The 26,116-nt window shown below is 33.2% G+C and carries 27 protein-coding genes and 1 other annotated feature; of the genes, 20 read left to right on the plus strand and 7 right to left on the minus strand.

The features are described 5' to 3' along the window. Positions 1–69: 69 nt before the first annotated feature. The 3 genes from AC1RPT_RS02305 to AC1RPT_RS02315 form a co-directional block, all read right to left on the minus strand. A complete protein-coding gene (locus AC1RPT_RS02305; protein ID WP_481761212.1) occupies positions 70–921 on the minus strand; it encodes a DNA/RNA non-specific endonuclease in 852 nt (283 codons plus the stop codon). After that, complete coding sequence (locus AC1RPT_RS02310; RefSeq protein WP_481761213.1) at positions 921–1,568, minus strand: sunset domain-containing protein; 648 nt, start codon at positions 1,566–1,568, stop codon at positions 921–923. The genes AC1RPT_RS02305 and AC1RPT_RS02310 overlap by 1 nt, the downstream gene beginning before the upstream one ends. A 603-nt stretch (positions 1,569–2,171) precedes the next feature. Beyond that, positions 2,172–2,702 carry a GNAT family N-acetyltransferase gene (locus tag AC1RPT_RS02315; RefSeq protein ID WP_481761214.1) on the minus strand — a complete coding sequence of 177 codons (531 nt, stop codon included), beginning with the start codon at positions 2,700–2,702 and terminating at the stop codon, positions 2,172–2,174. A gap of 156 nt (positions 2,703–2,858) precedes the next feature. Between AC1RPT_RS02315 and AC1RPT_RS02320 the strand changes: the two genes are divergently transcribed. The 4 genes from AC1RPT_RS02320 (at position 2,859) to AC1RPT_RS02335 (ending at position 6,654) form a co-directional block, all read left to right on the plus strand. Then, positions 2,859–3,716 (plus strand): aldo/keto reductase, encoded by an 858-nt coding sequence (locus tag AC1RPT_RS02320; RefSeq protein WP_481761215.1) that lies wholly within the window; start codon positions 2,859–2,861, stop codon positions 3,714–3,716. A 313-nt stretch (positions 3,717–4,029) separates the two neighbouring features. Further along, positions 4,030–4,188 carry a hypothetical protein gene (locus tag AC1RPT_RS02325; RefSeq protein ID WP_481761216.1) on the plus strand — a complete coding sequence of 53 codons (159 nt, stop codon included), beginning with the start codon at positions 4,030–4,032 and terminating at the stop codon, positions 4,186–4,188. 271 nt (positions 4,189–4,459) lie between these two features. Then, entirely contained in the window at positions 4,460–5,146 is a 687-nt protein-coding gene (locus tag AC1RPT_RS02330; protein WP_409022671.1) for a response regulator transcription factor, read from the plus strand. A 38-nt stretch (positions 5,147–5,184) separates the two neighbouring features. Continuing rightward, a complete protein-coding gene (locus tag AC1RPT_RS02335; RefSeq protein WP_481761217.1) occupies positions 5,185–6,654 on the plus strand; it encodes a HAMP domain-containing sensor histidine kinase in 1,470 nt (489 codons plus the stop codon). Positions 6,655–6,753: 99 nt separating this feature from the next. On the opposite strand, the gene yidC is transcribed toward AC1RPT_RS02335, so the two are convergent. Beyond that, positions 6,754–7,686 (minus strand): membrane protein insertase YidC, encoded by a 933-nt coding sequence (gene yidC / locus AC1RPT_RS02340; RefSeq protein ID WP_409022669.1) that lies wholly within the window; start codon positions 7,684–7,686, stop codon positions 6,754–6,756. An 87-nt stretch (positions 7,687–7,773) separates the two neighbouring features. Further along, complete coding sequence (locus AC1RPT_RS02345) at positions 7,774–8,049, minus strand: acylphosphatase (RefSeq protein WP_481761218.1); 276 nt, start codon at positions 8,047–8,049, stop codon at positions 7,774–7,776. Positions 8,050–8,183: 134 nt separating this feature from the next. Between AC1RPT_RS02345 and AC1RPT_RS02350 the strand changes: the two genes are divergently transcribed. The 8 genes from AC1RPT_RS02350 (at position 8,184) to AC1RPT_RS02385 (ending at position 16,337) form a co-directional block, all read left to right on the plus strand. After that, entirely contained in the window at positions 8,184–8,948 is a 765-nt protein-coding gene (locus tag AC1RPT_RS02350) for a TrmH family RNA methyltransferase (protein ID WP_481761219.1), read from the plus strand. Between the two features lie 116 nt (positions 8,949–9,064). Next, on the plus strand, positions 9,065–9,565 hold the full coding sequence (locus AC1RPT_RS02355; RefSeq protein WP_409022666.1) for an HD domain-containing protein: 501 nt from the start codon (positions 9,065–9,067) through the stop codon (positions 9,563–9,565). A 121-nt stretch (positions 9,566–9,686) separates the two neighbouring features. Then, complete coding sequence (locus AC1RPT_RS02360) at positions 9,687–10,031, plus strand: winged helix-turn-helix transcriptional regulator (protein ID WP_481761220.1); 345 nt, start codon at positions 9,687–9,689, stop codon at positions 10,029–10,031. A gap of 43 nt (positions 10,032–10,074) precedes the next feature. Continuing rightward, positions 10,075–10,303, plus strand: a binding site (T-box leader). 61 nt (positions 10,304–10,364) lie between these two features. Beyond that, positions 10,365–11,411 (plus strand): phenylalanine--tRNA ligase subunit alpha, encoded by a 1,047-nt coding sequence (gene pheS, locus AC1RPT_RS02365; protein WP_409022664.1) that lies wholly within the window; start codon positions 10,365–10,367, stop codon positions 11,409–11,411. A 5-nt stretch (positions 11,412–11,416) separates the two neighbouring features. Then, positions 11,417–13,837, plus strand: a complete 2,421-nt coding sequence (gene pheT / locus AC1RPT_RS02370; protein ID WP_481761221.1) for a phenylalanine--tRNA ligase subunit beta — start codon at positions 11,417–11,419, stop codon at positions 13,835–13,837. A 51-nt stretch (positions 13,838–13,888) separates the two neighbouring features. Then, complete coding sequence (mltG, locus tag AC1RPT_RS02375; protein ID WP_481761222.1) at positions 13,889–15,025, plus strand: endolytic transglycosylase MltG; 1,137 nt, start codon at positions 13,889–13,891, stop codon at positions 15,023–15,025. A gap of 83 nt (positions 15,026–15,108) precedes the next feature. Beyond that, positions 15,109–15,591 (plus strand): transcription elongation factor GreA, encoded by a 483-nt coding sequence (gene greA, locus AC1RPT_RS02380; RefSeq protein WP_481761223.1) that lies wholly within the window; start codon positions 15,109–15,111, stop codon positions 15,589–15,591. Between the two features lie 77 nt (positions 15,592–15,668). Next, positions 15,669–16,337: a potassium channel family protein gene (locus AC1RPT_RS02385; protein WP_481761224.1), complete on the plus strand. Its 669-nt coding sequence runs from the start codon at positions 15,669–15,671 to the stop codon at positions 16,335–16,337. Positions 16,338–16,386: 49 nt separating this feature from the next. Here the strand turns inward: AC1RPT_RS02385 and AC1RPT_RS02390 are convergent, their stop codons facing one another. After that, positions 16,387–19,023, minus strand: coding sequence for a YfhO family protein (locus tag AC1RPT_RS02390; RefSeq protein WP_481761225.1), 2,637 nt, complete (start codon positions 19,021–19,023; stop codon positions 16,387–16,389). Between the two features lie 235 nt (positions 19,024–19,258). Between AC1RPT_RS02390 and AC1RPT_RS02395 the strand changes: the two genes are divergently transcribed. The 6 genes from AC1RPT_RS02395 to AC1RPT_RS02420 all read left to right on the plus strand — a co-directional run bounded on the left by AC1RPT_RS02395 (position 19,259) and on the right by AC1RPT_RS02420 (position 24,082). Continuing rightward, entirely contained in the window at positions 19,259–21,334 is a 2,076-nt protein-coding gene (locus AC1RPT_RS02395) for a peptidoglycan D,D-transpeptidase FtsI family protein (protein ID WP_481761226.1), read from the plus strand. A gap of 167 nt (positions 21,335–21,501) precedes the next feature. Further along, positions 21,502–21,651, plus strand: a complete 150-nt coding sequence (gene rpmG, locus AC1RPT_RS02400; RefSeq protein ID WP_057973409.1) for a 50S ribosomal protein L33 — start codon at positions 21,502–21,504, stop codon at positions 21,649–21,651. 110 nt (positions 21,652–21,761) lie between these two features. Then, positions 21,762–22,436, plus strand: coding sequence for a rhomboid family intramembrane serine protease (locus tag AC1RPT_RS02405; RefSeq protein WP_481761227.1), 675 nt, complete (start codon positions 21,762–21,764; stop codon positions 22,434–22,436). A 20-nt stretch (positions 22,437–22,456) separates the two neighbouring features. After that, positions 22,457–22,657: a YqgQ family protein gene (locus AC1RPT_RS02410; protein WP_409022657.1), complete on the plus strand. Its 201-nt coding sequence runs from the start codon at positions 22,457–22,459 to the stop codon at positions 22,655–22,657. A 31-nt stretch (positions 22,658–22,688) separates the two neighbouring features. Beyond that, entirely contained in the window at positions 22,689–23,654 is a 966-nt protein-coding gene (locus AC1RPT_RS02415) for an ROK family glucokinase (protein WP_481761402.1), read from the plus strand. A 20-nt stretch (positions 23,655–23,674) separates the two neighbouring features. Then, positions 23,675–24,082: a rhodanese-like domain-containing protein gene (locus AC1RPT_RS02420; protein WP_481761228.1), complete on the plus strand. Its 408-nt coding sequence runs from the start codon at positions 23,675–23,677 to the stop codon at positions 24,080–24,082. 47 nt (positions 24,083–24,129) lie between these two features. Here the strand turns inward: AC1RPT_RS02420 and AC1RPT_RS02425 are convergent, their stop codons facing one another. After that, positions 24,130–24,306: a DUF3042 family protein gene (locus AC1RPT_RS02425; protein WP_409022655.1), complete on the minus strand. Its 177-nt coding sequence runs from the start codon at positions 24,304–24,306 to the stop codon at positions 24,130–24,132. Positions 24,307–24,432: 126 nt separating this feature from the next. On the opposite strand from AC1RPT_RS02425, the gene AC1RPT_RS02430 reads away from it, so the two are divergent. Next, positions 24,433–25,170 (plus strand): glycerophosphodiester phosphodiesterase, encoded by a 738-nt coding sequence (locus AC1RPT_RS02430; protein ID WP_481761229.1) that lies wholly within the window; start codon positions 24,433–24,435, stop codon positions 25,168–25,170. 2 nt (positions 25,171–25,172) lie between these two features. Next, positions 25,173–26,105 (plus strand): tRNA (adenosine(37)-N6)-dimethylallyltransferase MiaA, encoded by a 933-nt coding sequence (miaA, locus tag AC1RPT_RS02435; RefSeq protein WP_481761230.1) that lies wholly within the window; start codon positions 25,173–25,175, stop codon positions 26,103–26,105. Positions 26,106–26,116 lie beyond the last annotated feature (11 nt).

Consider the following 26,116-nt stretch of genomic DNA (forward strand, 5'->3'; position numbering starts at 1 on the left):
TTTATAGTAAAAAGCGAGCAGTGGGAATTGAACCCACTCGAAGTATCTATACGCCCGTTATCTATTTGTTTAATTTAGTGTACTAGTACCATCCCTATAATTAAGAGTAACACCGGCCTCTACATTAAAAATGTAAGTATTGAATTTAATTGAGGAGCTACCAATAGATTGAGCTTCCATTTGTACGCCACGAGCAAGAAGTTCATCTCCTCTGAATATTGGAGTAACGCGGTATCTAATATAGTTATTAGGATGTTCTTTAAGGTAAGTAGCTATATCCATTTCATGGGCAAGCATTTCAGGTGCATTCAGTTCACGAGTACCCGTAATTAAATTCTTTGGATTATTGTTCTGACCTGATAATTGATAACCAATTAAATGGCTACGATTATATAACCATCCGTTACTAATACGTTTATTTTTCCAGCCAGTAGGGTTCCAAGTTAACCCTTCGCGTTTCGCGGTAGGCATTAAAGATTTACTTAACATTGCATTGGCGGTTCCAGCACGATTCAGAGAATCTAGGTTGCTGTACGCTTCCCAAGTACCTTTACTAGTAGATAGGGTGCTTTCGCTGAAAGTAGGAATATTATTATTAACTTCTATTTCAGATTTATCACTATAGTTTAGAGATGATAAATCAAGTGTCTTAGATTTTTTAGTTGTTTCTTTTTTTGAAGAATCTTTACTATCATATTTAGCTAACTTATTTTTTAATTCTTTGATTTCTTTGTTAAGTTTGTCTAATTTCACTTGTTCTTTATCAACTTTATTATTAATTTCTTCTGCTTGCTTTTTGGCAGTATAGTCGTAAGTAACATGTGAATCAGATTTTGCTAAAACGGTAGTCGTGTTACTGATACCAATAAAAGTGAATGATAAAATTAGAACACGTATTAATAAATGATTAGTTGATTTCATTATTTTTTCGCCTTTCTATATCCAGCATCTTGAGCGGCTTGTTCTGTTTGGAAAGTAATCGCATTTGATTTACTCATTTTATAACCAGTTTGACCGGGAGTATGGTAAATTTTAGAATTAGTATTACCGATGATGGATCCTCCGCCAGTAGTAACAGAATCTGCGTTAGATGAATCCGTAGATGTAGAATTATTTTCTTTTTGAACGCTGTTAAAATGTTCTTGTTCTTTTTTTGCAGCTAGTCTTTGAGAACTTTCAGATTTAGATTTAGCTTTAGATTCACTTTCTTTTTCAGAAGTGGCTTTAGATTCTTTCTCATTTAATTTTTTACTCAATGATTCAGCTTCAGATTCTTTTGAAGAAACTTCTTTTTTTATAGATTCATATTTTGACTCTGCCTTTTTCTTATCGGCAGAGCCAACTTTTGTTACGGTAGTAAGGGGCGATTGTTTTTTAGTTGGTTCGGCCTGACTAGTCATCCCAATGCCTACAAGTGAAATGATCAGTACAGCAGTAGGGTACCAAACCCGTTTCTTGATTTTAGTGTATATATTTGGATTTTTAGTTTTTGTCATAAATCTTTTAACTGTGTAGTAAATAATAAAATATATTGAAATAAAAAAAATAAGTGCAAATAAAACGTTCATAATACGTGTTCCTCCAAAGATTTTTGTAATGTAAAATAAGCAATAAAAATTGTCTCAGTAATAAAAGTTATGTTGGTAATCTTTTTAAGACAGAAAGCTTGATTGGGCGGAACTAGATTCTTTGACACTAGCATTTCTACTTGAAGAAGGTGCAGTGATACCAATTAGAACGAGTAAAATAAATGAGATTAGGAAACTAAATAATATTAATTTTCTTGCATGATTAGTATCCTTTTTGTTAATTTTTGCGATAATAAATTTAATAACATATACCAAAAATGTGATAAAAGTAGTAATAAATAAGAGAGCGAAAAAGATACTCATGTGGAAAATCCTCCAGAAATAATATTTTTAGTGAAATATTGCGTAATTAGATTATGATGGACATACTCTATATCAATACAATTTTACTATTAAACTTTATAATAGTATATGAAAATAATTATTAGATGAACGTTATGAATATGTCACATTGGGATTAACGTTAAGACGTTAGTTTATGGATATGAAAGAAAAATTAGGCTGAAAAAATCTATTGAATCCCGAAAATATAAAGAATTATTTGTATAAAAATAGAGTGGATTTTCCCACTCTATAAAAAGGCTAATTTTTGGAGTCACTACTGTTTAGAACTAAAATAAAATCGGTTTGGATAGCATCGCCTAAAACAAAATCATGTTGGCTATGTTTTGTTAAGCCTTGTTTTTCATAAAAGGAGAGGGCAGGTTTATTATGTTCCCAAACTCCCAACCAAAGTTGATCTTTTTTAAATTCTTTGGCAACCTCTTTAGATTTTTCAAATAGAAGTTGACCTAATCCCATTTTTTTGTGATTTTTGCGAATGTAAATTCGTTGGATTTCTAAGCCGTTCGGAAAGTCATCTTCAGTTTGTGCGTCGTTAATATTTAATTTTAAATATCCAGTTAACTCATCATTAACATGTACGAAGTAAAAGAATGCATTTGGATCATTTAATTCACTCGTTAATTGTGGTAAAGAATAAGCGGTATCCAAAAAATCTTGTAAATCTTTTGGATCGTTATCTGCAGCGAAAGTATCAGTAAAAGTTTCAATGCTAATCTTTTGTAATATTTCTAAGTCATTAATTGTGCAAAGTGTGATAATAGGTGTCATCGCTTTTTCTCCTTATATGTAATCTAAAATACTTATAGTAATAGTAGCCTAAAGCTGAAAAATAAACAAATATTAAAATAATATAGCATAATCCTTGACTCTGAGTGCACTCCAAGTGTTTAACTTAGTATATTAAATAAAAAGGGAGCGATTTAAATGAATACAGTTACATTAAATAATGGAGTGAAAATGCCACAACTAGGTTTTGGCGTGTATCAAATTCCTTTAGAAGAAACTGCAGAGGCAGTTTATCAAGCGATTAAAGTAGGATATCGATTACTAGATACAGCGATTGCCTATGGAAACGAAGTTGAAACTGGGGAAGCTATCCAAAGAGCGATCACTGAAGGATTAGTGACACGAGAAGAGTTGTTTGTCACAACCAAATTATTTATCCAACATGTTGGTGAAGAAAAGGCGATGAAGGCAATTGATGAATCACTAGAAAGAATGCAGTTAGATTATCTAGACTTATTCTTGATTCACCAACCATACGGTGATGTATATGGTGCTTGGCGCGCTTTAGCTACCGCACAATCTGCTGGGAAAATACGTGCTATTGGGGTGTCTAACTTTGATATCGGAAAATTAATAGAATTCTCTCATATGAATGGTGTGGCTAAAGTTCAAGTTAACCAAATAGAAGTGAACCCATGGAATCAACGTTTAACGGATGAAGCCTATCATGAAAAATTAAGCATTCAAATGGAAGCATGGGCACCTTTTGCTGAAGGCCGGTTAGACTTATTTAAAAATGAAACATTGTCAAAAATTGGTAAACAATACGGTAAATCAGTTGGACAAGTTATTCTAAAATGGTTAATGCAACGTGGTATTGTAGCACTTGCTAAATCTGTGAGACCGGAACGAATGGCAGAAAATATCGACATATTTGATTTTGAATTAACAGTGGAAGACATGGCAACTATTACTGCCTTAGACAAACAAGAATCTGCCTTCTTTGATCATAATGATCCAGAAAGAGTTGAACGGTTCATGGAATTATTGTCATAAATTACCTGAAGTAAAGTTATTTTGCCAATGGTAAATAAAATATAAGTATAAGTATATAACGGAAAAGAAGCATTTGGGATAATTTTATCTATTTGAAGTGGAACCCCCTAAGTTGGAGAAAAATCTAACTTAAGGGGTTTTATTGTGTTCTTAGTTGAAATAAAGGAAAAAACTTTAATAGTTAACCAATGAGGTAGTATGGAATAAGATAATCCGTAACTATTTTTTAAGACGCTAAGGTATAATTTCGATATTCTAATATCCTAACTTAACGGCACACTTAGAAAATATAATGTGGTTTGGTGGAATTATTTTGTCAGAGAATAAAACCTTTTCATATAAGGTTTTTGAAGAAGTTATTTTGAGTATGCTGAATGGAGAAATCCGTGTTAACGTTGTAAAAGAAATTGAAATGGCAAAATTTATAATTGAATTATCGGTTTTACTGATTAAAGCTGCTGGTATCGAATAACTAATTCCAATTTTTAGTTTTCATTTTAATAAAGCGTTAATGATATATTTTTTAAAGTTAACGGTTTGTTATATTAATTTTATTACTCTTTTAGTTAATAATATATTAAAAAAACGGTTAAAAAGTGCTTGAATACCTATATGAGTTGAGCAGTGCAAAGTGTATGCAAGAATATCATTTAATGGTAGAATAAGAAAAGTAAGATATCGGTTAAAAATTGTGTGTATATGGATGAGAAAATAAAATAAAACTAACAGGAGATCATGAAAATATGAGTCGTATTCTAATAATTGAAGATGAAAAAAATTTAGCGCGCTTTGTTGAATTAGAATTACAACATGAAGGATTTGAAACTGAGGTTCATTTTGATGGGCGAACGGGTCTAGAAGCTGCTTTAAATGAAGATTGGGATTCAATTCTACTTGATTTAATGTTACCTGAATTAAATGGTCTTGAGGTTTGTCGCCGTGTACGACAAGTTAAAAATACACCAATCATTATGATGACGGCTCGTGATTCAGTTATTGACCGCGTATCTGGCTTAGACCATGGAGCAGATGATTATATTGTTAAACCATTTGCAATCGAAGAATTATTGGCGCGTTTACGTGCATTGTTACGTCGTATTGATATAGAGGGTGAACAAAATGTTGCAAAACAGACAACTGTCACTTACCGTGATTTAACAATTGAAAAAGAAAATCGTGTTGTTCGTCGTGATGAAGAAGTTATTGAGCTAACCAAACGTGAATATGAACTACTTTTAGCTTTAATGGAAAGTGTTAATGTTGTTTTAGCTAGAGATGTTTTATTAGCTAAAGTTTGGGGATATGAATCAGAAGTTGAAACAAACGTTGTGGATGTTTATATTCGTTACTTACGAAATAAAATAGATCGTAGCGGTGAAGAAAGTTATATTCAAACGGTCAGAGGAACAGGGTACGTAATGAGATCATGAGAAAAAAAATAACCCAGCATCCAAAAGAAGTAAGACGTATGTCACTTAAATGGAAATGGGCATTAGGAACGGCAATAGGTGTTTTACTTATATTTGCCGTTTTTTCTGCGCTTATTTTTCAGAGTTTTAGTGGCGTTTTATTAGATAAAGAAAAAAAAGATGTACAAGATACTTTAAGAACGGTGACGCAACAGTTAAGTCGTGAGAATCAAGACTTAACAATTTCAAGTACTGCACAACATTTAAAACCGATAAATGCAGATTCTCGACCAGATAAAGACGAAAATAACTTGTACTCAAATGCAGTAATTGTTAATTTATCAAGAGAAAATATTGCAGTAGGTGTTTATAATTTGAAGCAACAAGAAGTTTTTGCTTCAAGAAATTTAAACGTACCATTTGTTAAAAAAAATAAAATGACGTTTACTAGCCAAACAATTGATGGCGCAAATGGATATGTTGCTAGAAGAGCTATTTATTCATCTAAAACTGGCAAAAAAATCGGGTATGCACAAGTAACTAATGCTTTAGAAAATTACCATAAAATTAGTAATAAATTAATTCTAATTTTTATTGTTTTAATTATTACGGCAACCTTTGGTAGTGCTATATTAGGGTATATCCTGGCATCTTGGTTACTGAGACCGATTGAAGTAGTGAACGAAACTATTGATATTATTAATGAAGGCGAAACACCAATTGGACATGTACGTGTCCCAGATATGCATAGAAATGATGAGTTATCTGATTTGGCGGACTTGTTCAATAGTATGCTAGATAGGATGGAGCGCTACGTTGATCAACAGCAACAATTTGTTGAAGATGTCTCACATGAGTTAAGAACCCCTGTAGCAATAATTCAAGGTCATATGGAATTATTGAACAGGTGGGGTAAAGATGATCCGGCAGTTCTAGCGGAGTCGATTGAAGCATCTTTGCAAGAAATTAATCGTATGAAGAGTTTAGTTCAAGAAATGCTTGATTTATCAAGAGCTGAACAAGTAGAGATGACATTTAAAAATGAGTTAGTTGATGTCCGATTAGTTGTTTTACAAATTTTCAATGATTTTAAAATGATACATCCCGATTTTACGTTTATTTTAGATGAAGATTTTAATGGAGAAAGTTTGGTAAAAATATCGCATAATCACTTAGAACAAGTTTTAATTATTCTAATGGATAATGCCGTTAAATATTCAGAAACAAGAAAAGAAATTCATATTTCAGCATCAAAAGATATGAAAATGGTTCAAATTGCTATTCAAGATTTTGGTGAAGGAATTTCTAAAGATGACTTAAAAAATGTTTTTAATCGCTTCTATCGCGTTGATAAAGCTAGAAGTCGTGATAAAGGCGGTAATGGTCTTGGATTATCAATCGCACAAAAACTCATTATGGGTTATAAAGGAACATTAGTGGTAGAAAGTGTTGAGAAGCGTGGTTCAATATTCAGAATTTCGTTGCCTCTAGCTACTACTAAACCAACCGAAAAGATAAGAAGAGACTAGTGTTGAAATGCAATACAAAAATTTAGACAGTATAATAAAAAAAGCTTACCATTCTTAGAGCAATTCTAAGAATGGTAAGCTTTTTTTAATGGTTAATCTTTATTTGCGGTTTTGTTTACCAGCATTACGATTACGATTATTTTTTGCTACATTTGAAAGATTATCTTCAACATTATCAATTGTTTGTTCCACTGTTTCTTCAACAGCATCAATTGTTGAACGTTCTCTAACAATTGGTGGGTTCTTAGCAAGTTCAGCTTGAATTTCGCGACGAATCTTAGGACGCATTAACATAATTATAAATGTTTGAACACAAGCGAAGAGGCCACCGATGAAGAAGTAGAGACCAATACCTGCTGGCGCACTCATTGTAACAAAGACCATCATAACTGGACTAGCAATTAACATTGTTTGCATTGTTTTCTTTTGTTCTGGCGGAATGCCAATTGTTGAAATGAATCCTTGACCCAAATACACAATGAAACATAGCACAGTAAAGATAATTGATGGTGTACCTAATTTAATGCTAAAGAAGACAGCATCCTTTAATTCTGAAGAATATAAGATTGCAGCGTATAGCGCAGCAAAAATTGGCATTTGAACTAATAATGGTAGGCAGCCAATTCCGCCAGTCATGCTGACGTTGTTATCTTTATAAAGTGCCATCATTTCTTGACTGATAGCTGCTTTTTCTTCTGAACTTTTAGCATTTTTTTGTCGTTCTTGAATGACTTTTAATTGTGGTTGAATCGAACCCATTTTTTCTTGTTGAACGGTCGCTTTTTTCGATTGATTAATCATCATTGGCATAAGTGCCAAGCGAATGACGATTGAGATAACGATAATTGCTAGACCGTAGTTGTTACCTAGATGAGCGGATAACCAGTCAAGCAATCCCTGAGTTGGTTTTGCTAAATAGTCGTAAACCATCCCAAAAGGATTACCATTCTTGTCTCTGCGGACGCATCCCGATAGGAACAGGACAAGCGCCATGAATATTGGGAGCATTGTTAAACGTTTAATCTTTTTCATTAATATATTTTCCCCTCTTAAAGTGACTATATCGATTACTATACTTTAAATATAGGGGGATTTCAATGGGCTATAAATAAATCGTAATTAGTAAATAACGGTAAAGGCAGTCGGCATATAATTAGTTAAGGAGGTTTCTTTATAATCAGTCACCTTACCGGCTGGTGTAGGTGAATTTTTAACTTTTTGAATAAATTTTTCTAATTGGGTATTATCTGAACTACTTGCTTTAATTGTGACGCTGTCATCAAAATTATTTTGTACTGACCCGTAGATGCCTAGATCATCGGCTAATCTCTTCGTCGTATATCTGAAGCCAACACCCTGCACGCGACCAAAAACAGTTATTTGAATAGCACTCATAATGTAATCCCTCCATATTATAAAGTAGATATAGGCATTTATTGCTTTCATTATAACTGGAAAAGATGATAATGACCAACTAATGCTATTTTAAATATGCTATAATTATTTCCAATAGTAAGAGGGGTACATTTATGGAAAAAATTAATTCAACACAGAATGCTAAGATTAAATACTGGAAAAAATTACAAACTAAAAAAGGTCGTAAAAAGGAAAATAAATACCTTTTAGAAGGCTGGCATTTAGTTAAAGAAGCACTCATGGCAAACACAAAAATTGAATATTTGCTTGTTACTAATGATTTTAGATATTTTGATGAAATAGCCGATACGACAATTGAGCAAGTAGAAATCTCATCTGAAGTTAGTTTATATCTTGCTGACACGAGTACGCCACAAGGTATTTACGCGGTAACTGAGATGGAAGAAAATCAACAATTATCAGTTGACCATTTAACTGGTGGCTGGTTAATGCTAGATGGTGTTCAAGATCCAGGAAATATTGGAACAATGGTTAGAACTGCCGATGCTGCCGGTTTAACAGGTGTCATTTTTGGTGAGGGTAGTGCAGATAGTCATCATCCTAAAGTTTTACGTTCGATGCAGGGAAGCCAATTTCATGTTCAATTAGTGGATGCCGATTTAATGGAAGTTACTACCTTATTCAAAGAAAATAATATTGCTATTTATGGTTCTGAATTAAATGAAGATGCACTTAGTTATCGTGAGATTTCTGCTACAGATAATTTTGGTTTAATTATGGGAAATGAAGGTAACGGGATGCGTAATGACCTGTTAAATGAAACGGATGCTAATTTATATATTCCAATTAAAGGTCGTGCTGAATCGTTAAATGTCGCTATTGCTGCAGGTGTACTAATGTTTCATCTTAAAGCTTAATTATGATATTTGGTGAAATTATTACGATTTACTAAAGATAACTGATTGCGCTTGCAATAGGTGCTCAATCAGTTATGATGGAGATAGGAAAAAATATTTTGGGGGCGTACTAGTATATGAAAAAAGATTCGTATCTTGATGATGAATTATATATGAGTTATGTTGGAGACCTTTTGGCAAAACCAGAAGTTCAAAGATTAAGTGAATATACACAACATCATTTTTCTACTCGATTAGAACATTCAATCTCAGTTTCCTATGACAGTTATCGTATCGCTAAAAGATTACATTTAAATGCAAAAGCAACGGCAAGGGCCGGATTATTACATGATTTATTTTACTACGATTGGCGTACAACTAAATTCGATCGCGGTACACATGCTTGGATTCATCCGCGTATCGCTATTAGAAATGCAGAGAAGTTAACGACATTATCTGATTTAGAAAAAGATATCATCATGAAACATATGTGGGGTGCTACTGTTGCACCACCTAAATATCCAGAGGGATATATTGTAACCATGGTTGATAAATATGAAGCAACAAGTGAAGTTTCATCACCGTTAAAAAATAAATCAAAACATAGCTTTCAGCAATTAATTGCAATTTTAAAATAGTTTTAAAAAGGATAGGCCTACAGGCTTATCCTTTTTGTTTTTTCGAAAACGAACCAATTTGTTTACTTTTTGTTAGTTAATGATAAAATATAGTAATAAAGTAACTGAGGAGGGGTTAATTATGCAAGTTGTTCAAGAAAAAACAAATTATGAAATGTGTCCTAAATTTGAAAAAACTTTTTCAATATTAGGTAAAAAATGGAACGGTTTAATTATTAACGTTTTATTGGATGAAGGACCTCAACGATTTAAAGAATTAGCTCAAAAGGTTGATAAATGCAGTGACCGTGTATTAGTTGAACGTTTAAAAGAACTTGAAGATACTAATATTATCTCAAGAGTCGCCATCGGTGAAACTAGTCGTAGTTTTTATGAGCTTACTGAACAAGGAAAAGACATGAAAAATATGATGGATAGCGTCCATACATGGTCAGAAAAGTGGTATACACTTAAAGATTGCGAGTAAGACTTGACGATAGGCTTTGATACCTTTAAACTATGAATATAGAATAAAGGCTTAGACAGAAAATAGTAGATATTTTTCTTGGATTTAAAGGGATGGTTAGCTAGACTGAAACTAACCAATAAATAAAATATTGAATTCACTTCTAGAGCTGTTAATTAATGTAGGCTAACTTAAATCATGCAATTAACCGGTTAATGGCCGTTATCATTTTGAGTGTTTGGGAATTTGTATTCTCAAAAACAAGGGTGGTACCGCGAGACCTCGTCCCTTTTTAGGACGGGGTCTTTTTGTGTCTAAAATCTATCAAAACAACTAATAAAGGAGTCGATATTAATGGATTTAAAAGAGAAATTACTTGAGTTACAAGAAAAAGGCTTGAAACAAATTCGTGAATCAGAGGATCTAAAACAAATTAATGCTATTCGTGTTAATTTACTTGGAAAAAAAGGACCAATCACAGAAGTTTTAAGAGGTATGAAGGAATTATCAGCCGAAGAACGACCTAAAATTGGTAGCTTTTCTAATACCATTAAAAATGAGTTAGCTGAAGCTATTCGTGTGAAAAATGAAGAACTTGAAATTAAAATGACTGCTAAAAAGTTGGAAAAAGAAAAAATCGATGTAACGCTACCAGGTGCCCAAATTCAATTAGGGCAGCCACATGTTATTATGCAAGTGATTGAAGAATTGGAAGAGCTCTTTTTGGGTATGGGGTATCAAGTTGTTTCAGGTCCAGAAATAGAAGAAGACCATTACAATTTTGAAATGTTGAACTTACCTGCGGATCATCCCGCTCGTGATATGCAAGATACATTTTATATTACAAAAGAATTATTAATGAGAACACAAACATCACCCGTTCAAGCAAGGACAATGGAAACACATGATTTTTCAAAAGGACCATTAAAAATGGTTTCACCTGGTAAAGTTTATCGACGTGATACAGATGATGCAACGCATTCACATCAATTTCACCAGTTCGAAGGGTTAGTAATCGACAAACATATTACGATGGCAGACTTAAAGGGAACGATTGAACTGATTGCTAAAACAATTTTTGGAGAAGAACAAGAAATTCGGTTACGACCAAGTTACTTCCCATTTACGGAACCGTCAGTTGAAGTCGATGTGACCTGTTTTAAATGTGCGGGTAAAGGGTGCTCAATCTGTAAATACACAGGCTGGTTAGAAGTTTTAGGCGCTGGAATGGTACATCCTAATGTATTAAGAATGGCCGGTGTCGACCCTGAAGTATACGGTGGTTTTGCCTTTGGTTTAGGACCAGATCGTTTTGCGATGCTTAAATATAGTATCGACGATATTCGTCATTTTTATTTAAACGATAATCGATTCCTGTCACAATTTACGAAAAGAGGTTAGAGATAATGAAAGTATCTAAAAATTGGTTGAATGAATATTTAACATTAGAAATTGAACCTGAAATTATTGCTGAAAAAATAGCTCGTACAGCCGTTGAAATTGATAGCGTTGAACGTCCTTCTGAAGGACTTAAAAAAATTGTTGTTGGATATGTTGATAGTTTGGTACCACATCCAGACTCTGATCATTTAAATATCTGCCAAGTTGATGTTGGTGAAGGATCTCTTAGTCAAATCGTTTGTGGCGCACCTAATATTGCCGCAGGGCAAAAAGTTATTGTTGCATTACCCAATTCTAGAATTGCTGATAATGTTAAAATCAAACGTGGTAAAATGCGCGGACAAGCTTCTGAAGGTATGATTTGTGCATTACAAGAAATTGGATTTTCAGATAGTGTCGTGCCTAAAGAATTTGTAGAAGGTATCTACGTAATGCCAGAAAATGCAATTCCTGGTGAATCAGTCTTTGATTACTTAGGTATGAATGATGACATTATTGATATTGATGTGACACCAAATCGTGCTGATATGTTAAGTATGCGTGGGGTAGCACATGAACTATCTGCTGACTATGATGTTCCGGCAACATTTAAGCATCCAGAATTGAAAGAAACATCTACTGAAAAAATTGAAGATTACATTTCTTTATCGTTGCCTGATAAAACGTTAGCACCCACATATTCGATGCGCGTGATTAAAGATTTAACAATTAAAGCAAGTCCAATGTGGTTACAAATTCGTCTTTGGAACGCAGGCGTTAGACCTATTAATAATGTCGTTGATGTGACCAATTATATATTGATGGATTATGGTCAACCATTACATGCCTTTGATTATAATAAATTGGGAAGTAAAGATATTTTAGTAAGAACAGCTATTGCTGGCGAAAAGATTACAACACTAGATAGCGAAGAACGTGAATTAAAAGAAAAAGATATTGTGATTACAAATGGTAAAACACCGATTGCTATTGCTGGGACAATGGGTGGCGAATCAACACAAATAACCGACGAAACTGTGACAGTTGCGATTGAATCTGCAGTATTTAACAATTCAATGGTTAGAAAAACAGCACGCACACATGGTATTCATAGTGAAGCCTCAATGCGATTTGAACGTGGTATTAACGTTGAAACAGTACAAGAAGCACTTGATGCAGCAGCAGAGTTAATCGCTAATTTAGGTGATGGAACAGTTGTGTCGGGTACGGCAAGTGCAAGTAAGCTAGAAGCAGAGTCAACTTTTGTTGATACAACGGTGGCACATATTAATGGTGTACTTGGGACTGAATTATCAGAATCTGAAATCACTAAATTATTTAAACAATTAGGATTTACGGTTGTAAATCGCGATGGTACTTTAAATGTTGAAGTTCCTGCAAGACGTTGGGATATTAGTATTGAAGCAGATTTAGTAGAAGAAATCGCGCGTATTTATGGATACGATAATATTCCTTCTACACTACCAACTGGCAAAATGACTCCTGGTAAATATACTTATAAACAAAAAATGATTAAACAGGCGCGTCATATTTTGGAATCAGCTGGGTTATCTGAAGTTATTAGTTATGGATTAACAACGGAAGAAAAAGCTGGTAAATTTATTTTTGAAGAAAAAGATGTTTTTACGACAAATTTAATGTTCCCAATGAGCTCAGAACGAACAACAACAAGAATGAACTTAATCAGCGGGTTATTAGATGATTTAGCGTACAATGAAGCACGAAAATCTGACAATCTTGCTTTCTATGAACAAGGAAGAGTCTTTTTCCGCAGTGAGGGCGAAGAGCGACCTACTGAAATTGAACATATTGCAGGTGCAATGACAGGATTATTTAAACTTGCAAATTGGCAAAATGAAAAACAACCTGTTGATTTCTTCATGATTAAAGGTGTTGTTGAACAATTATTAACACAATTAGAATTAGTTGATGATGTTACTTATGTATCTTCTGAAAGTCATGAAGATATGCATCCAGGACGAACAGCTGATATCTATTTAAAAGATGAATTAATTGGTTTTGTCGGCCAAGTACATCCTAATTCAGCTAAAGAATTTAATTTAAAGGAAACATACGTTTTCGAATTAGATCTTCAAAAATTAGTTGATGCGAAAAAAGCAGACCGATTATTTGCGCCTATTTCTAAATTCCCATCAGTTACTCGTGATGTGGCCCTCCTAGTTGCTAATGATATAGCTAACAGTGAGATTGAAGCGTTAATTAAAAAACAAGGTGGAAAGTCTTTAATTGATGTTCATTTATTTGATCTTTATCAAGGATCTCATATTGAAAATGGCATGAAATCCCTTGCTTATACGTTAACTTATCAAGATATTACAAAAACTTTGGTTGAAGAAGATGTCACAAATGATTTTAACCGTGTTATCGAAGCTTTAAAAGAGACGCTTAGGGCTGATATTCGATAATTTAGGACGCAGCTTAATAATACTTATTATTAAGCGTGAGGAGGTTAAACAATGAAAAAAGATGATACATCTCCAGAATTACCGCCAGAGAATAATAAAAACCAGGCTAAGAAAATTATTGCAGGGGTCATTGCATTATTATGTATATTACTACTGACAATATTGTTTATGACCTATAGATATATCAAGGCATCTTTAGATCCACTAGATAAAAATAATAATAAAATTGAACAAGTTTATATTCCAATTGGATCAAGTACAAAACAAATTGGAACAATTTTAGAAAAAAATAAAATTATTAAAAGTGGTACGGTGTATACGTACTATGTCAAGCAAAAAAAGGTGTCACAATTTAAGGGCGGCTACTATCAACTTAAGGCATCTATGAGTTTGGATAAAATTGCTTGGACACTTCAACAAGGTGGAAGTAGTGAGCCTATACAAAATAAATTAGCGAAAGTATTAGTTGGTGAGGGAACAACAATTAACCAAATCGGTAAATCCATTTCAAAAGAAACAAATTTTTCATATAATGATTTTATTAAATTAATGAAAAATAAAACTTTTTTGGATTACTTAGATAAAAAATATCCAGATCTTTTAGATACCACTATGGCATCTAAAAACGTGAGATATCCTTTAGAAGGTTATTTGTTCCCAGCTACGTATACTGTTTATAAAAAAACAACGTTAAAAAATCTTGTTGAGCAAATGATTGTTAAAGCAAATGATGAATTATCGCCTTATTATGCAACAATAAAAAAACAAAAATTAACAGTACAAGAGGTCATTTCTCTCGCTTCATTAGTTGAAAAAGAGACGGAAAACCATAAAGATCGTCAAAAAATTGCCGGTGTTTATTTCAATCGAATTGCATCAGAAATAACGTTACAATCAAAAATATCAGTTAGTTATGCGCTAAATATACCGCAAAAAGATTTAACGTCAGCTGATTATTACGTGGATAAACCATATAATTTGTACGTTTATAAAGGATATGGACCTGGTCCATTTAACAATGCTAGTTTAGATTCTATCCAGGCTGTTTTGACACCATTGGACAGAAAGAAAGGTAATTTCTATTTTATTTTCAATTCAAATTCTAAAAAAATAGAATATTCTAAAACGTATGAATATTACCAAGCATTTTCACCTATGACACAGGCTGATAATGATTATGTTCAATAATCCACGCAACCGGTTTACAATCACAAAATTAAATGTTAACCTGATAGGCATATTGAACTTATTAATTTTAAGAGGAGTAAGTGATGGCAGAAGATAAAGTATATCCAATGACCGTAGACGGTAAAGTTAAACTTGAAGAAGAACTTGAAACATTAAAAACAAAAACGCGTGCAGAAATTATTAATCGTATTAAGATTGCACGTAGTTATGGCGATTTATCAGAAAATTCAGAATATGAATCAGCTAAAGATGAACAAAGTTTTGTTGAAGGCCGAGTTAAAACAATTGAACATATGCTCCATTATGCAGAAATTATTGATAACGCTGGTGTAGATGCTGACGAAGTTTCTGTTGGTAAAACAGTTTCATTTATGGAACCTGGTGAAGAGGAAGAAACATACACGATTGTTGGTGCGGCAGAAGCTGACCCAATGTCTGGTAAAATTTCAAATGAATCACCAATCGCTAAAGGATTAGTTGGCCATAAATTAAATGAAACAGTAACAATTGAAACACCAAATGGTAATTTTGAAGTCAAAATTACCGATGTTAAAGATAATTTATAAAAGCTAAATATAAAAGATTAAGTTGCAAATCATTTGTTACTTAGTCTTTTTTTATTAAATTAAGTAGGTGAGATAAGTTGAAAAAGAATTTTGCAATAATCGGTTTAGGTCGATTTGGTGCGAGTGTTTGCGAAACGTTGATTGAGTATGGGCAAGAAGTTTTAGTTATTGATAGGGATGAAGCTCGTGTAAATGATTATATGGATATTGCAACACATGCTGTTGTTGCCGATGCACAAGATGATGAAGCTTTAAAATCAATCGGTATTCGTAATTTTGATCATGTGATTGTCGCAATTGGTGAAGATATTCAAGCAAGTATCTTAGTCACATTGATGGTTAAAGAATTAGGTGTTCCTGTCGTAACGGCTAAAGCATTGAATAAATATCACGCTCGTGTACTCCAAAAGGTTGGGGCAGATCATATTGTTCATCCTGAACGAGATATGGGAATCAAGTTGGGTAGGGCATTAAGTTCTAATCATTTGTTAGATTACTTAGATTTAGATGATGATTACCGATTGGCAGAAATTGATATGACAGATCCGAGATATGTTAATAAGACATTAGATGAATTAAATTTCAGATCAACATTTAATTTAAATGTAATCAGTATTAGACGTGGTAAAGAAATGATTATTTCACCATTAGCAGATCAAATTATTTTACCAAATGATCAGGTACTGATTATTGGTGAAACAAAAGCTGTCACAGAATTTGATGAAAAAATGAACAAGACTAAATAAAAGGACAAGATTGCATATTGCAATCTTGTCCTTTTGTATTATACAAAAACTATTTAATCAATCTTTTTGTGTGAACGATAATTGGCTTAATAAGTATCAAGAGAATAGCCAAAATTGAGACGATCAAACCAATACCCATGTATGGTGGCCAATAGATAAGTTTAACGGTATGATTTCCCTTAGCAACTTTAAAGCTGAGAAAAGTATTCAATGATTTATTAGTTGCTACGGATTTACCATCAACTTTAACATGCCAACCTTTACTGTATGGAATCGTTGTAAAGACGACTTGATGATTACGTTTAACTGATATTGAACCTGTGATTGAATGTTGATTGTATTTTGTAACGTTTAATTCACTAGATTTTAGTTGCTTAATTTGGGATTTAAATGAATTAACATTCATTTGATAAAGCGTAAAGTTTTCTAAGAAAAGGGTTCTTTTCTTTAATTTAGCTGTCAGAACTATTTTTTTACCTTTATTATTGGATGCAATATTAACAACAACTGTATTTCGATACGTTTTATATTGTTTTAATTCGTGACCATTTAATTTAAATAAAACATTATCAGTACTTAATCCTGAACCTAAGGTTAAATAATAAGCATCGTTTGTTGTTGGTGTGTATGTGAAAGTGACTAGTCCAGATTTATTTAGTTTCGTTTTTGTTAGAATAGAATTTGTTAAATTAATTTGTGAACCAACGTTATCAAAATTGACAGTATTAAAATTAATTGGTGTAAATAAAGCATCGTTATTAATACCGGTTAGAGCAGATAACCAATCAGACTGATATCTTAATGGGTTAGTTGTTTTATTCTTGTTTGTCAATATAGTATCATTTGCTGCATAGCCAATTGATAAAGCATACGGATTTTTAACCGTTTCAGTTAACGAGTTATTTGAGACAGGTCTATAGTAAGCTGTATCAGGTTTTTCAGTTAGTGGTGTCAATGTTTCTAACTGTGTGTCCAATGCCTTAGAAGTCCGTAATTGTTTTGGTGTAAAAACGTACTTCATATTTAATAGGGCATCTGTTACCAAGGTACCATTTGAGTAAGTGACATAATTATCACCATCAGGTTGTCCTATCTTACCGTAAAAAGTTGGGATTGATTTTGAAAAAGCAGAACTAAAATGGGAACCGCTGAAAAAATCAGCTGACATGGCATCATTTTTAGTCCGACTGTATGTTTGTGCGACACGATAGAAAGAATTATCAATTTTTTTTAACGATTTACTTTCAGTTGCTAGGGCAGTCGTTGACACGTCGTATTCACTTGTAGATAAATAACTAATGTTATCTAATGAATAAACAGCGTTACATGACATCTCAGCTATTACACTTGCAAATAACAACCATTTGAATGAAGGTGATGCATGATCTTGGAACTGAATTAAAATTAACGTTAAAAGAATAAATAAAATTGATAGGAATAAAGTTTCATCAGATAAATAACTATAAGATTCTTTTGATATAAATAAGTACGTAAACATTCCGATGAATAAAAGACCTACAATACTCAATTTCCAGAATTTTATAGGATTAAAGTACTCAAATTGTTGAGCAGCTAAAAGGATAATCCAAAAGCAAAATACAAATGAAAAACGATAAGGATACCAAACTGGAAATTGCATTCCGTGCCATAGTAAATCTAAAGGTTCAAAGCACATCGATAGGATCAAGAAACTTGTGATTAAAAAAGAGACAACCCGTTCTTTAATTGAAAAACGGTTATTCATGAAATATAAGATAAAACCAATTAAAGCCAAACTCCCTACAAAAATATTAGGGAAACCAGAAGGCATTTGATCAAAATTGAATGAACCAATCACAAATTTTGAAAGCATCGCTAAAGGATTATATTCAATTTTTGCTTTAATAGATTCTTCCGTGTATTCTCCCTTACTTGAAAGCAATGAGAATAGAGTTGGAAAGAGGATAATTGCTGAAATTGCTACAGAAACTAGAGATTTATAGATGAAAATCCATGATTTTTTAAAAAATTGTTTAACTGATAGAGATACACGACTTGTTGTATATAAGAAATATAAAATCATAAAAAGACAGACCATATAACCCATATAATAGTTAACGATTAAAAGTAACGCAAGCCACCAAGTATAAGCCCAACTTTTTGAATTCAACTGTAATTTTTCAAAGCCTAAAATAACTAAAGGTAATAGAATAACAGCGTCTAACCATAATAAATTAAGTTGGTTAGCAATCGTCCAACCCATTAGCGCATACGCTGTGGCAAATAATGGGATATAAAGTGAAGTCATTCTTGTTGTTTTCTTTAATAATAAACCGAACGTAAGGCCTGATAAGGCATATTTTAAAAGGGTGACTACCATAACACCCGCTAAAATTGATTTTCCTGGAAATACTAAGAAAATAAGATTAAAAGGACTCATTAAGTAGTATGCCCACTCACCTAACATATCACCACCAATTGCTTGTGAAAATGAATAGAAAAAACTAGTAGGATGATGGAGAAGTGTGGCTCTAAAATAAGAGAAAAAATCAATATATTGCTGACCTAAATCAACAGTTAATAGAGAACTATTCCCAAAAGGATACATTTTGCGGCCAATAAAGTAACAAAGCATAATGAATAAAGGAATAAGGAAACTTAGAAGGAGTACATGATTCTTTTTAAGATAATTTTTAAGCTTAACCATTTTAAAACCTCTCTGACTATTAATGTATGGTAATAAGAATAGCATATTTGGGACTTTACCGCATAAATCAGCAGCAGATAAAAATATATTTAATCTGATTATTAAAGTTTTTATTATAATATAAATTGTTAGCCTGTTTATTGGGCCAATGAATCTTAAAAATGTGGTAATATGGTAAATGATATATTTATACGAATTAAAAGACTAATAATGATACAGTGAGAGGTAATTAAACGTGAAACTTCCAAAAACAAAACAAGGTCGAAGCAAACAAAATAAATCACATATTCCATTTAGATTAAATTTCCTGTTTTTTATTGTTTTCCTACTTTTTGCAGCATTACTGGCGCAGTTAGCCTATTTACAAATTTTAAACGGAGCTTCATTTGAAGCGACAGTTAATAGTACGGATACGACAACAGAAACTAAGAATGTACAGCGTGGGATGGTTTATGACTCAACAGGTAAGGTTCTAGTTGGTAATAATTCTTCTCGAGCAATTACTTATACAAAAGGATCAGGTATCCTATCGCCTGATTTATATAAGATAGCTAATAACTTAGTAACCTATGTCAGTATTGATACGAGTAAATTAACAGACCGCAATGCTGCTGATTACTACTTAGCGGATAAGGGGCATTTAAAAGCTGTCACTGCTGCTGTAAAAAAAGAAAAAAATTTAACATCTGCTGAGTTAAACAAATTATCAACTACTGATTTTAATACATTGACAGTAGCATATGCTGTTAAAAATAACATTGATTCATTAACTGATGAAGAAAAAGAAGCTGCTACTGTTTTTGGGAAAATGACGGGTGCTTATTCATTATCAACTGTTTACTTAAAAACCTCTGATGTTTCCGATAAGGAGATGGCTGAAGTAGGTGAACATTTATCAGGGATGAATGGGATTAAAATAGGAACTAACTGGTCACGAAGTTACCCAAATGGTAAAAGTATGAACAGTATCATCGGAAATGTCACTAGTGAAGCTACTGGGCTACCTAGTGATAGCGTGGAAACGTTAATGACTGAAGGTTATTCACGAAATGATAGTGTTGGTCAGAGTTATTTAGAAAAACAATATGAAGATGTTTTAAAAGGAACAAAGTCACAAACTAAGGTTGAAGTGGCTAATAGTAAAATAGTAAAACAAGTACAAGAATATAGTGGTAAAAAAGGTGATAATCTCGTCTTAAATATTAACGCTAAATTCCAAGCTCAAGTTCAAAAGATTATGAACGATAGTGTGAAATCAATTGCTGGAAGCAATCCTTATAATCCAGGGGCCTACGCAGTTGTCATGAACCCAAATACAGGTGCCGTTTATGCAATGGCCGGTGTTAATCGAAATATTAAAACAGGTAAGATTACGGATGATGCTTTAGGGTCGATTAATCAAGTATTTACCATGGGTTCTGTTGTAAAAGGTGCTACGGTTATGGGAGCTATGATGGATGGGGCAATTACACCAACTAGCAATACCATAACTGATGAACCTATTAAGCTTGCTGGGACAGCTCCTAAGTCATCATGGTTTAATACATCTGGTTCAGCTAACGTTGCGTTAACAGCTTCTGATGCATTAATGGTTTCTTCTAACTCGTACATGATGCAGTTAGCAATGAGAGAAGGCGGATTCAAATATTCAAGTGGTTCTTCACTGGATATGTCGAATTCAATTTTCCCCAAAATGCGTGGTTACTTTAATCAATTCGGACTTGGTATCAAAACAGGTGTTGATTTACCTGGTGAGTCAACTGGTTTTGAGGGTGTAGCTAACCAAACAAATATTGGTAAAGCACTTGATTTATCTTTCGGAAATTATGATTCATATACAACTATTCAATTAGCGCAATACATGTCAACGATGGCTAATGGTGGTACAAGATTACAACCACAAATTGTAAAAGCGATTCGTTCAACAAATGAGGATGGTTCTTTAGGTTCTGTTCAAACTGAAATGACACCTAATATTTTAAGTACAGTTAACGCAACAAAATCAGAATTTGATGTTGTTCAATCAGGATTTTATAAGGTTGTTCATGGATCAAGTTCATTGAGAACTGGGAATGCGATGAGTGATGTAACACCATCAATTTCAGCTAAAACAGGTACTGCTCAAACATTCTATGGAACATCTGAAACTGAAGCACTTAGTTTGGCTTCATATGCACCTTCTAACAAGCCTAAAGTGGTCGTTGCACTCGTTTTCCCTGGAATGGCTAATAATACAGGTAGTGCTGTGAATGGTCAGGCAGCAGTTTCAATTTATTCAGCATTTTGGAAAACTGTTGAATCTGATAAATAATATTAAGGAAATAAGTCATCTAATACCTGATTTTATTGCTGTAAAGTAAATTTCCTTAACAAATAAAAAAAAACACTAGCGTTTACTTATTAATAATGATATTATATAAGACGTTAAAGACTAATTGTCTTATGAAATTATGAAGAAATATATGGAGGGTTGCAACCATGCGTGTACACATTACATTAGAATGTACGGAATGTCATGAACGGACATACCTATCAAGTAAAAACAAACGTAATAATCCAGATCGTGTTGAGCTTAATAAATTTTGCCCACGTGATCGTAAGGTTACTTTACATCGCGAAACAAAATAACAACGGGAATTTTCCTGTTGTTTTTTTGTTTTAAATAACTTTTATACTAGTTGAAATAAAATCTTGTAAACGTTATTTTGTAAATTTTTATATGAAATAAGGAGCTATCTATGAATTTGGCAAAATACAAAAATACACCATTTATGACGTACTTTTTTATTGGATTATCAGCAATTGTTTTCATCGCAATGACACTTGCTGGTGGTAGTCAAGACACAAATGTATTAATTGAATTTGGCGCTAAATATAATCCACTGATCATGGACGGCGAGTGGTGGCGATTATTTAATCCCATATTTTTACATATTGGATTTGAACATATTGTCCTTAATATGGTTACATTGTATTTTATTGGTATCCAAATTGAGATGTTATTTGGTCATTGGCGTTTTACAGGCATTTATTTGCTTGCTGGAATTGCTGGCAATATTGCAAGTTTCACGTTCAGTCCAGATACTATTTCGGCAGGCGCTAGTGGTGCTATTTTTGGTTTATTTGGGGCATTCCTAATGTTAGGTGATAATTTTAGAAAAAGTGCCTATTTTAGACAAATGTCGCAGCAATTTTTACTATTCATTGTGTTAAATCTTGCGTTTGGGTTTATGTCGTCAAGTACAGATAATGCAGCTCATATTGGCGGTATTTTATCTGGATTCTTAATCGCAACGACTGTAGGCGCACCAAGATTGGCACGAATCAGTCATATTAAACAGATAGCTGCATTCGTTATTTTAATTATTATCAATTTAATTCTGATTAAAATTGGAATTTCTAATAGTATCTAGTTTAAGGTGGTGACCGTTAATTGAAAAATTTGTATGATGTCCAACAACTATTGAAACAATTTGGTGTGTACGTTTATGTTGGTAAACGTATGTGGGATATTGAATTAATGGCATTGGAATTAGATAATTTACATCGATCAGGAGTGATTGATGACAAAATCTATGCTAGAGCTAAAATTGTACTATCTCATGAACATCGAGTTGAAGAACAAAATAATTGAGAGTGTAAGTGGAGGAATTTGAATAATGGTAATTGAAAAAAAATTAATTGGTGTCGACTTAGGTGGCACAACAGTTAAATTCGCTATTTTAACTGAAACAGGCGATATTCAACAAAAATGGAGTATTGAAACAAACGTTCTTGATGAAGGCTCACATATTGTGCCAGATATCATTGCTTCAATTAATCACCATATCAGACTATTTGATATGACTGCTGATCAATTCGTTGGAATTGGTATGGGCTCACCAGGTACAGTAAATCGTGCAGATGGAACTGTTATTGGTGCATATAATTTGAACTGGAAAACATTGCAAAATGTTCAAGCAGATATTGAATCCGGTACACAAATTCCATTTGCTATTGATAATGACGCCAACGTTGCTGCTTTAGGTGAACGTTGGAAAGGCGCTGGCGAAAATGATGATGAAGTTGCCTTCATCACGCTTGGAACTGGTGTTGGTGGCGGTATTATCGCTAACGGTGCATTATTACATGGTGTTGCTGGTGCTGGTGGCGAAGTTGGACATATTACAGTTGAACCTAATGGCTACATGTGTACTTGTGGTAAGCATGGTTGTTTAGAACAATATGCTTCAGCTACTGGTGTTGTACGTGTAGCTCGTGATATGGCTGAAGAGTTTGCTGGCCAATCAAAATTAAAAGAAATGTTAGATGACGGACAAGAAATTACATCTAAATTAGTTTTTGATTTAGCTAAAGAGAATGATGTTTTAGGTAAAATGGTCGTTGATAAGGTATCGTATTATCTTGGACTAGCTTGTGGTAACTTAGGTAATATGTTAAATCCAGCATATATTGTTATCGGTGGCGGTGTTTCTGCTGCTGGAACGTTCCTATTAGATCAAGTTACTAAATACTTTAAACAATTTTCATTCCCAACAGTTCGTTCATCAACATCATTAAAATTAGCACAATTAGGAAATGAAGCTGGCGTTATTGGTGCCGCTTCACTTGCTCGTCAGTTTATTAAATAATAATTGAGGGGAGAACTAGTATGATTTTAGGAGCAGTAAAGGTTAGTTTAATAATTAATATCATTTTGATTATTATTTTAGTTGGGTTAGCTGGTAACCAATTTTATCTTTGGTATATGGGTCGCCGTGCAGCTAAATTAGTAACAAATGAAGAATTTAATGAAGGTATGCGTAAGGCGCAAGTTGTTGATTTACGTGAAAAAAGTGAATTTGATGCTTCTCATATTATGGGAGCAAGAAATATTCCCTATTCTCAATTTAAAACAGCGATTGGTGGTTTAAGAAAAGATTTACCTCTTTACTTATATGACCAAGGTAAATCGATTAGTACTCGAGCAGCCTATAAATTACACAAACAAGGCTATACAGATATTACTATTTTGAAAACAGGTTTTTCAAAATGGGATGGTAGAACAAAAAAACGCTAAAAAGAAAAAGCATTGAGGAATGAAAATTCTTCAATGCTTTTATTAGTTTATGAATGGTGTGATGAACGGCTCTTACGTGTTGCACGTTTACGGTTTTCTTCAATCATTTGTTCTTTTTCTTCGATGGGTGCAACAACAGTTTTTTTAAAGGCAAAGACGCTACCAACTAATGCGCCTACAGTTGCAGCAGTTCCGACTAAGAAACCTTTTGAAAAGTTTTTCATTATGTAGACCTCCTTATTCATTTGACATCTTTATTATGACTTATTCAATCTAAAATTGCCACTAAAAGCACCGCTATTTTACGATTAATGATATAATAATTTTTGAAAGTTAGGGGTGACTTGTATATGCAGACCAAAATTTATGCGCATCGCGGAAGTAAGGGAACCAGACCAGAAAATACGTTAGTTAGTTTTCAGGCCGCAATAGATGCAGGAGCCGACGGCATTGAGACTGATGTTCAGTTGTCTAAAGATGGTGAACTAATCATTATGCATGATGAAAAAATTGATAGGACCACAAATTTAACAGGTAAGGTAGTAAATCTGACACTAGCGGAATTAAAAAAAGCAGATGCAGGAATTAAATTCAGTTCTGACTATCAAGGTGAACAAATTCCAACATTAAAAGAAGTAATTGAGTTGTTAAAAGATAACAACTTTAAAGGCACTTTTAATTTAGAATTAAAAACGAATCATATAGAATACCAAGGTATAGAAGAACTTGTAAATAAACAAATGGAACAATTACCATCAGATATTCATCTTTTGTATTCTAGTTTTAATCCAAACTCAATTCGTAGAATGCAAAAAATTAATCCTGATGCAGAATTCGCGAGTTTATTCCAATTTAAAATTAAAGAGTCGCGTCAATTGGCTAAGCATCATTTAATCACTAGCTTACACCCTGATGTGACCTGGCTGAGAGAACGACATGGCTTATTTTGGCCAAAGCTACTGATTCGCCCTTGGACAGTTAATTCAGTTAAGGATATGACTTATTGTTTTAAAAAGAAATATGATGCCATTTTTACAGATTTTCCTGCAAAAGCAATAGAAGTACGAAAAGATATTCAAGGAGATTAGAAATGACGCAAAAAGTATTGTTAATTGTTGGGCCAACTGCAGTTGGTAAAACTGATTTATCGATAAAATTAGCAAAAAAATTTAATGGTGAGATTATTTCAGGCGATTCTATGCAAGTTTACCGGAAATTAGATATAGGGACGGCTAAAATTACAGAAGATGAGATGGATGGAATTCCACATTATTTAATTAATCACAAGAATAGTGATGAACGTTATTCAGTCGCTGATTTTACAGTCGAAAGTCGCGCAGCAATTAGTGATATTGCCTCTAGAGGGAAATTACCAATAATTGTTGGTGGGACCGGATTTTATTTACAGGCATTACTTGATAATTTTCAATTGGGAACAGATAATGACGACGATTTAAATTTAAGAAAAGAATTACAAGAACGTAGTGAAAAAATCGGTCCTGAGGCACTTTGGCAAGAATTAGAAAGCTTAGATCCAAATGCAGCATTAAAAATTCCAGTTAATAATACGCTACGAGTAATCAGGGCATTAGAGGTTATTAAAAAATCAAATCAATTGTTTTCGGCGCAAGCGGATCAAAAAACGGATGAGTTTAACCCCTTTATTATTGGGTTATCGACTGATAGGTCAGTGCTATATGATCGGATTAATCGTCGAGTTGACCTTATGATTGGTTCCGGGCTGATTGATGAAGCAAAATGGCTTTTTAACCAAAAAACCAATGATTTACCAGCTAGTAAAGGTATTGGATATAAAGAGCTATATGCTTATTTTGAAGAAAAACAATCACTTGATGAAGCGACAGAGTTAATAAAACGCAACTCAAGGCGTTACGCAAAACGACAATTAACTTGGTTTAGAAATAAAATGGCAGTTAACTGGTTTGATTTAATCGAGCATCCGGAACAACTAAGTAAAATAGAAATACAAATAGTGGATTGGTTAAAAGGACAAAAGTCATAAGGAGAAGAATA

Source organism: Dellaglioa sp. CoH-56-MRSF-11 (assembly GCF_056782135.1).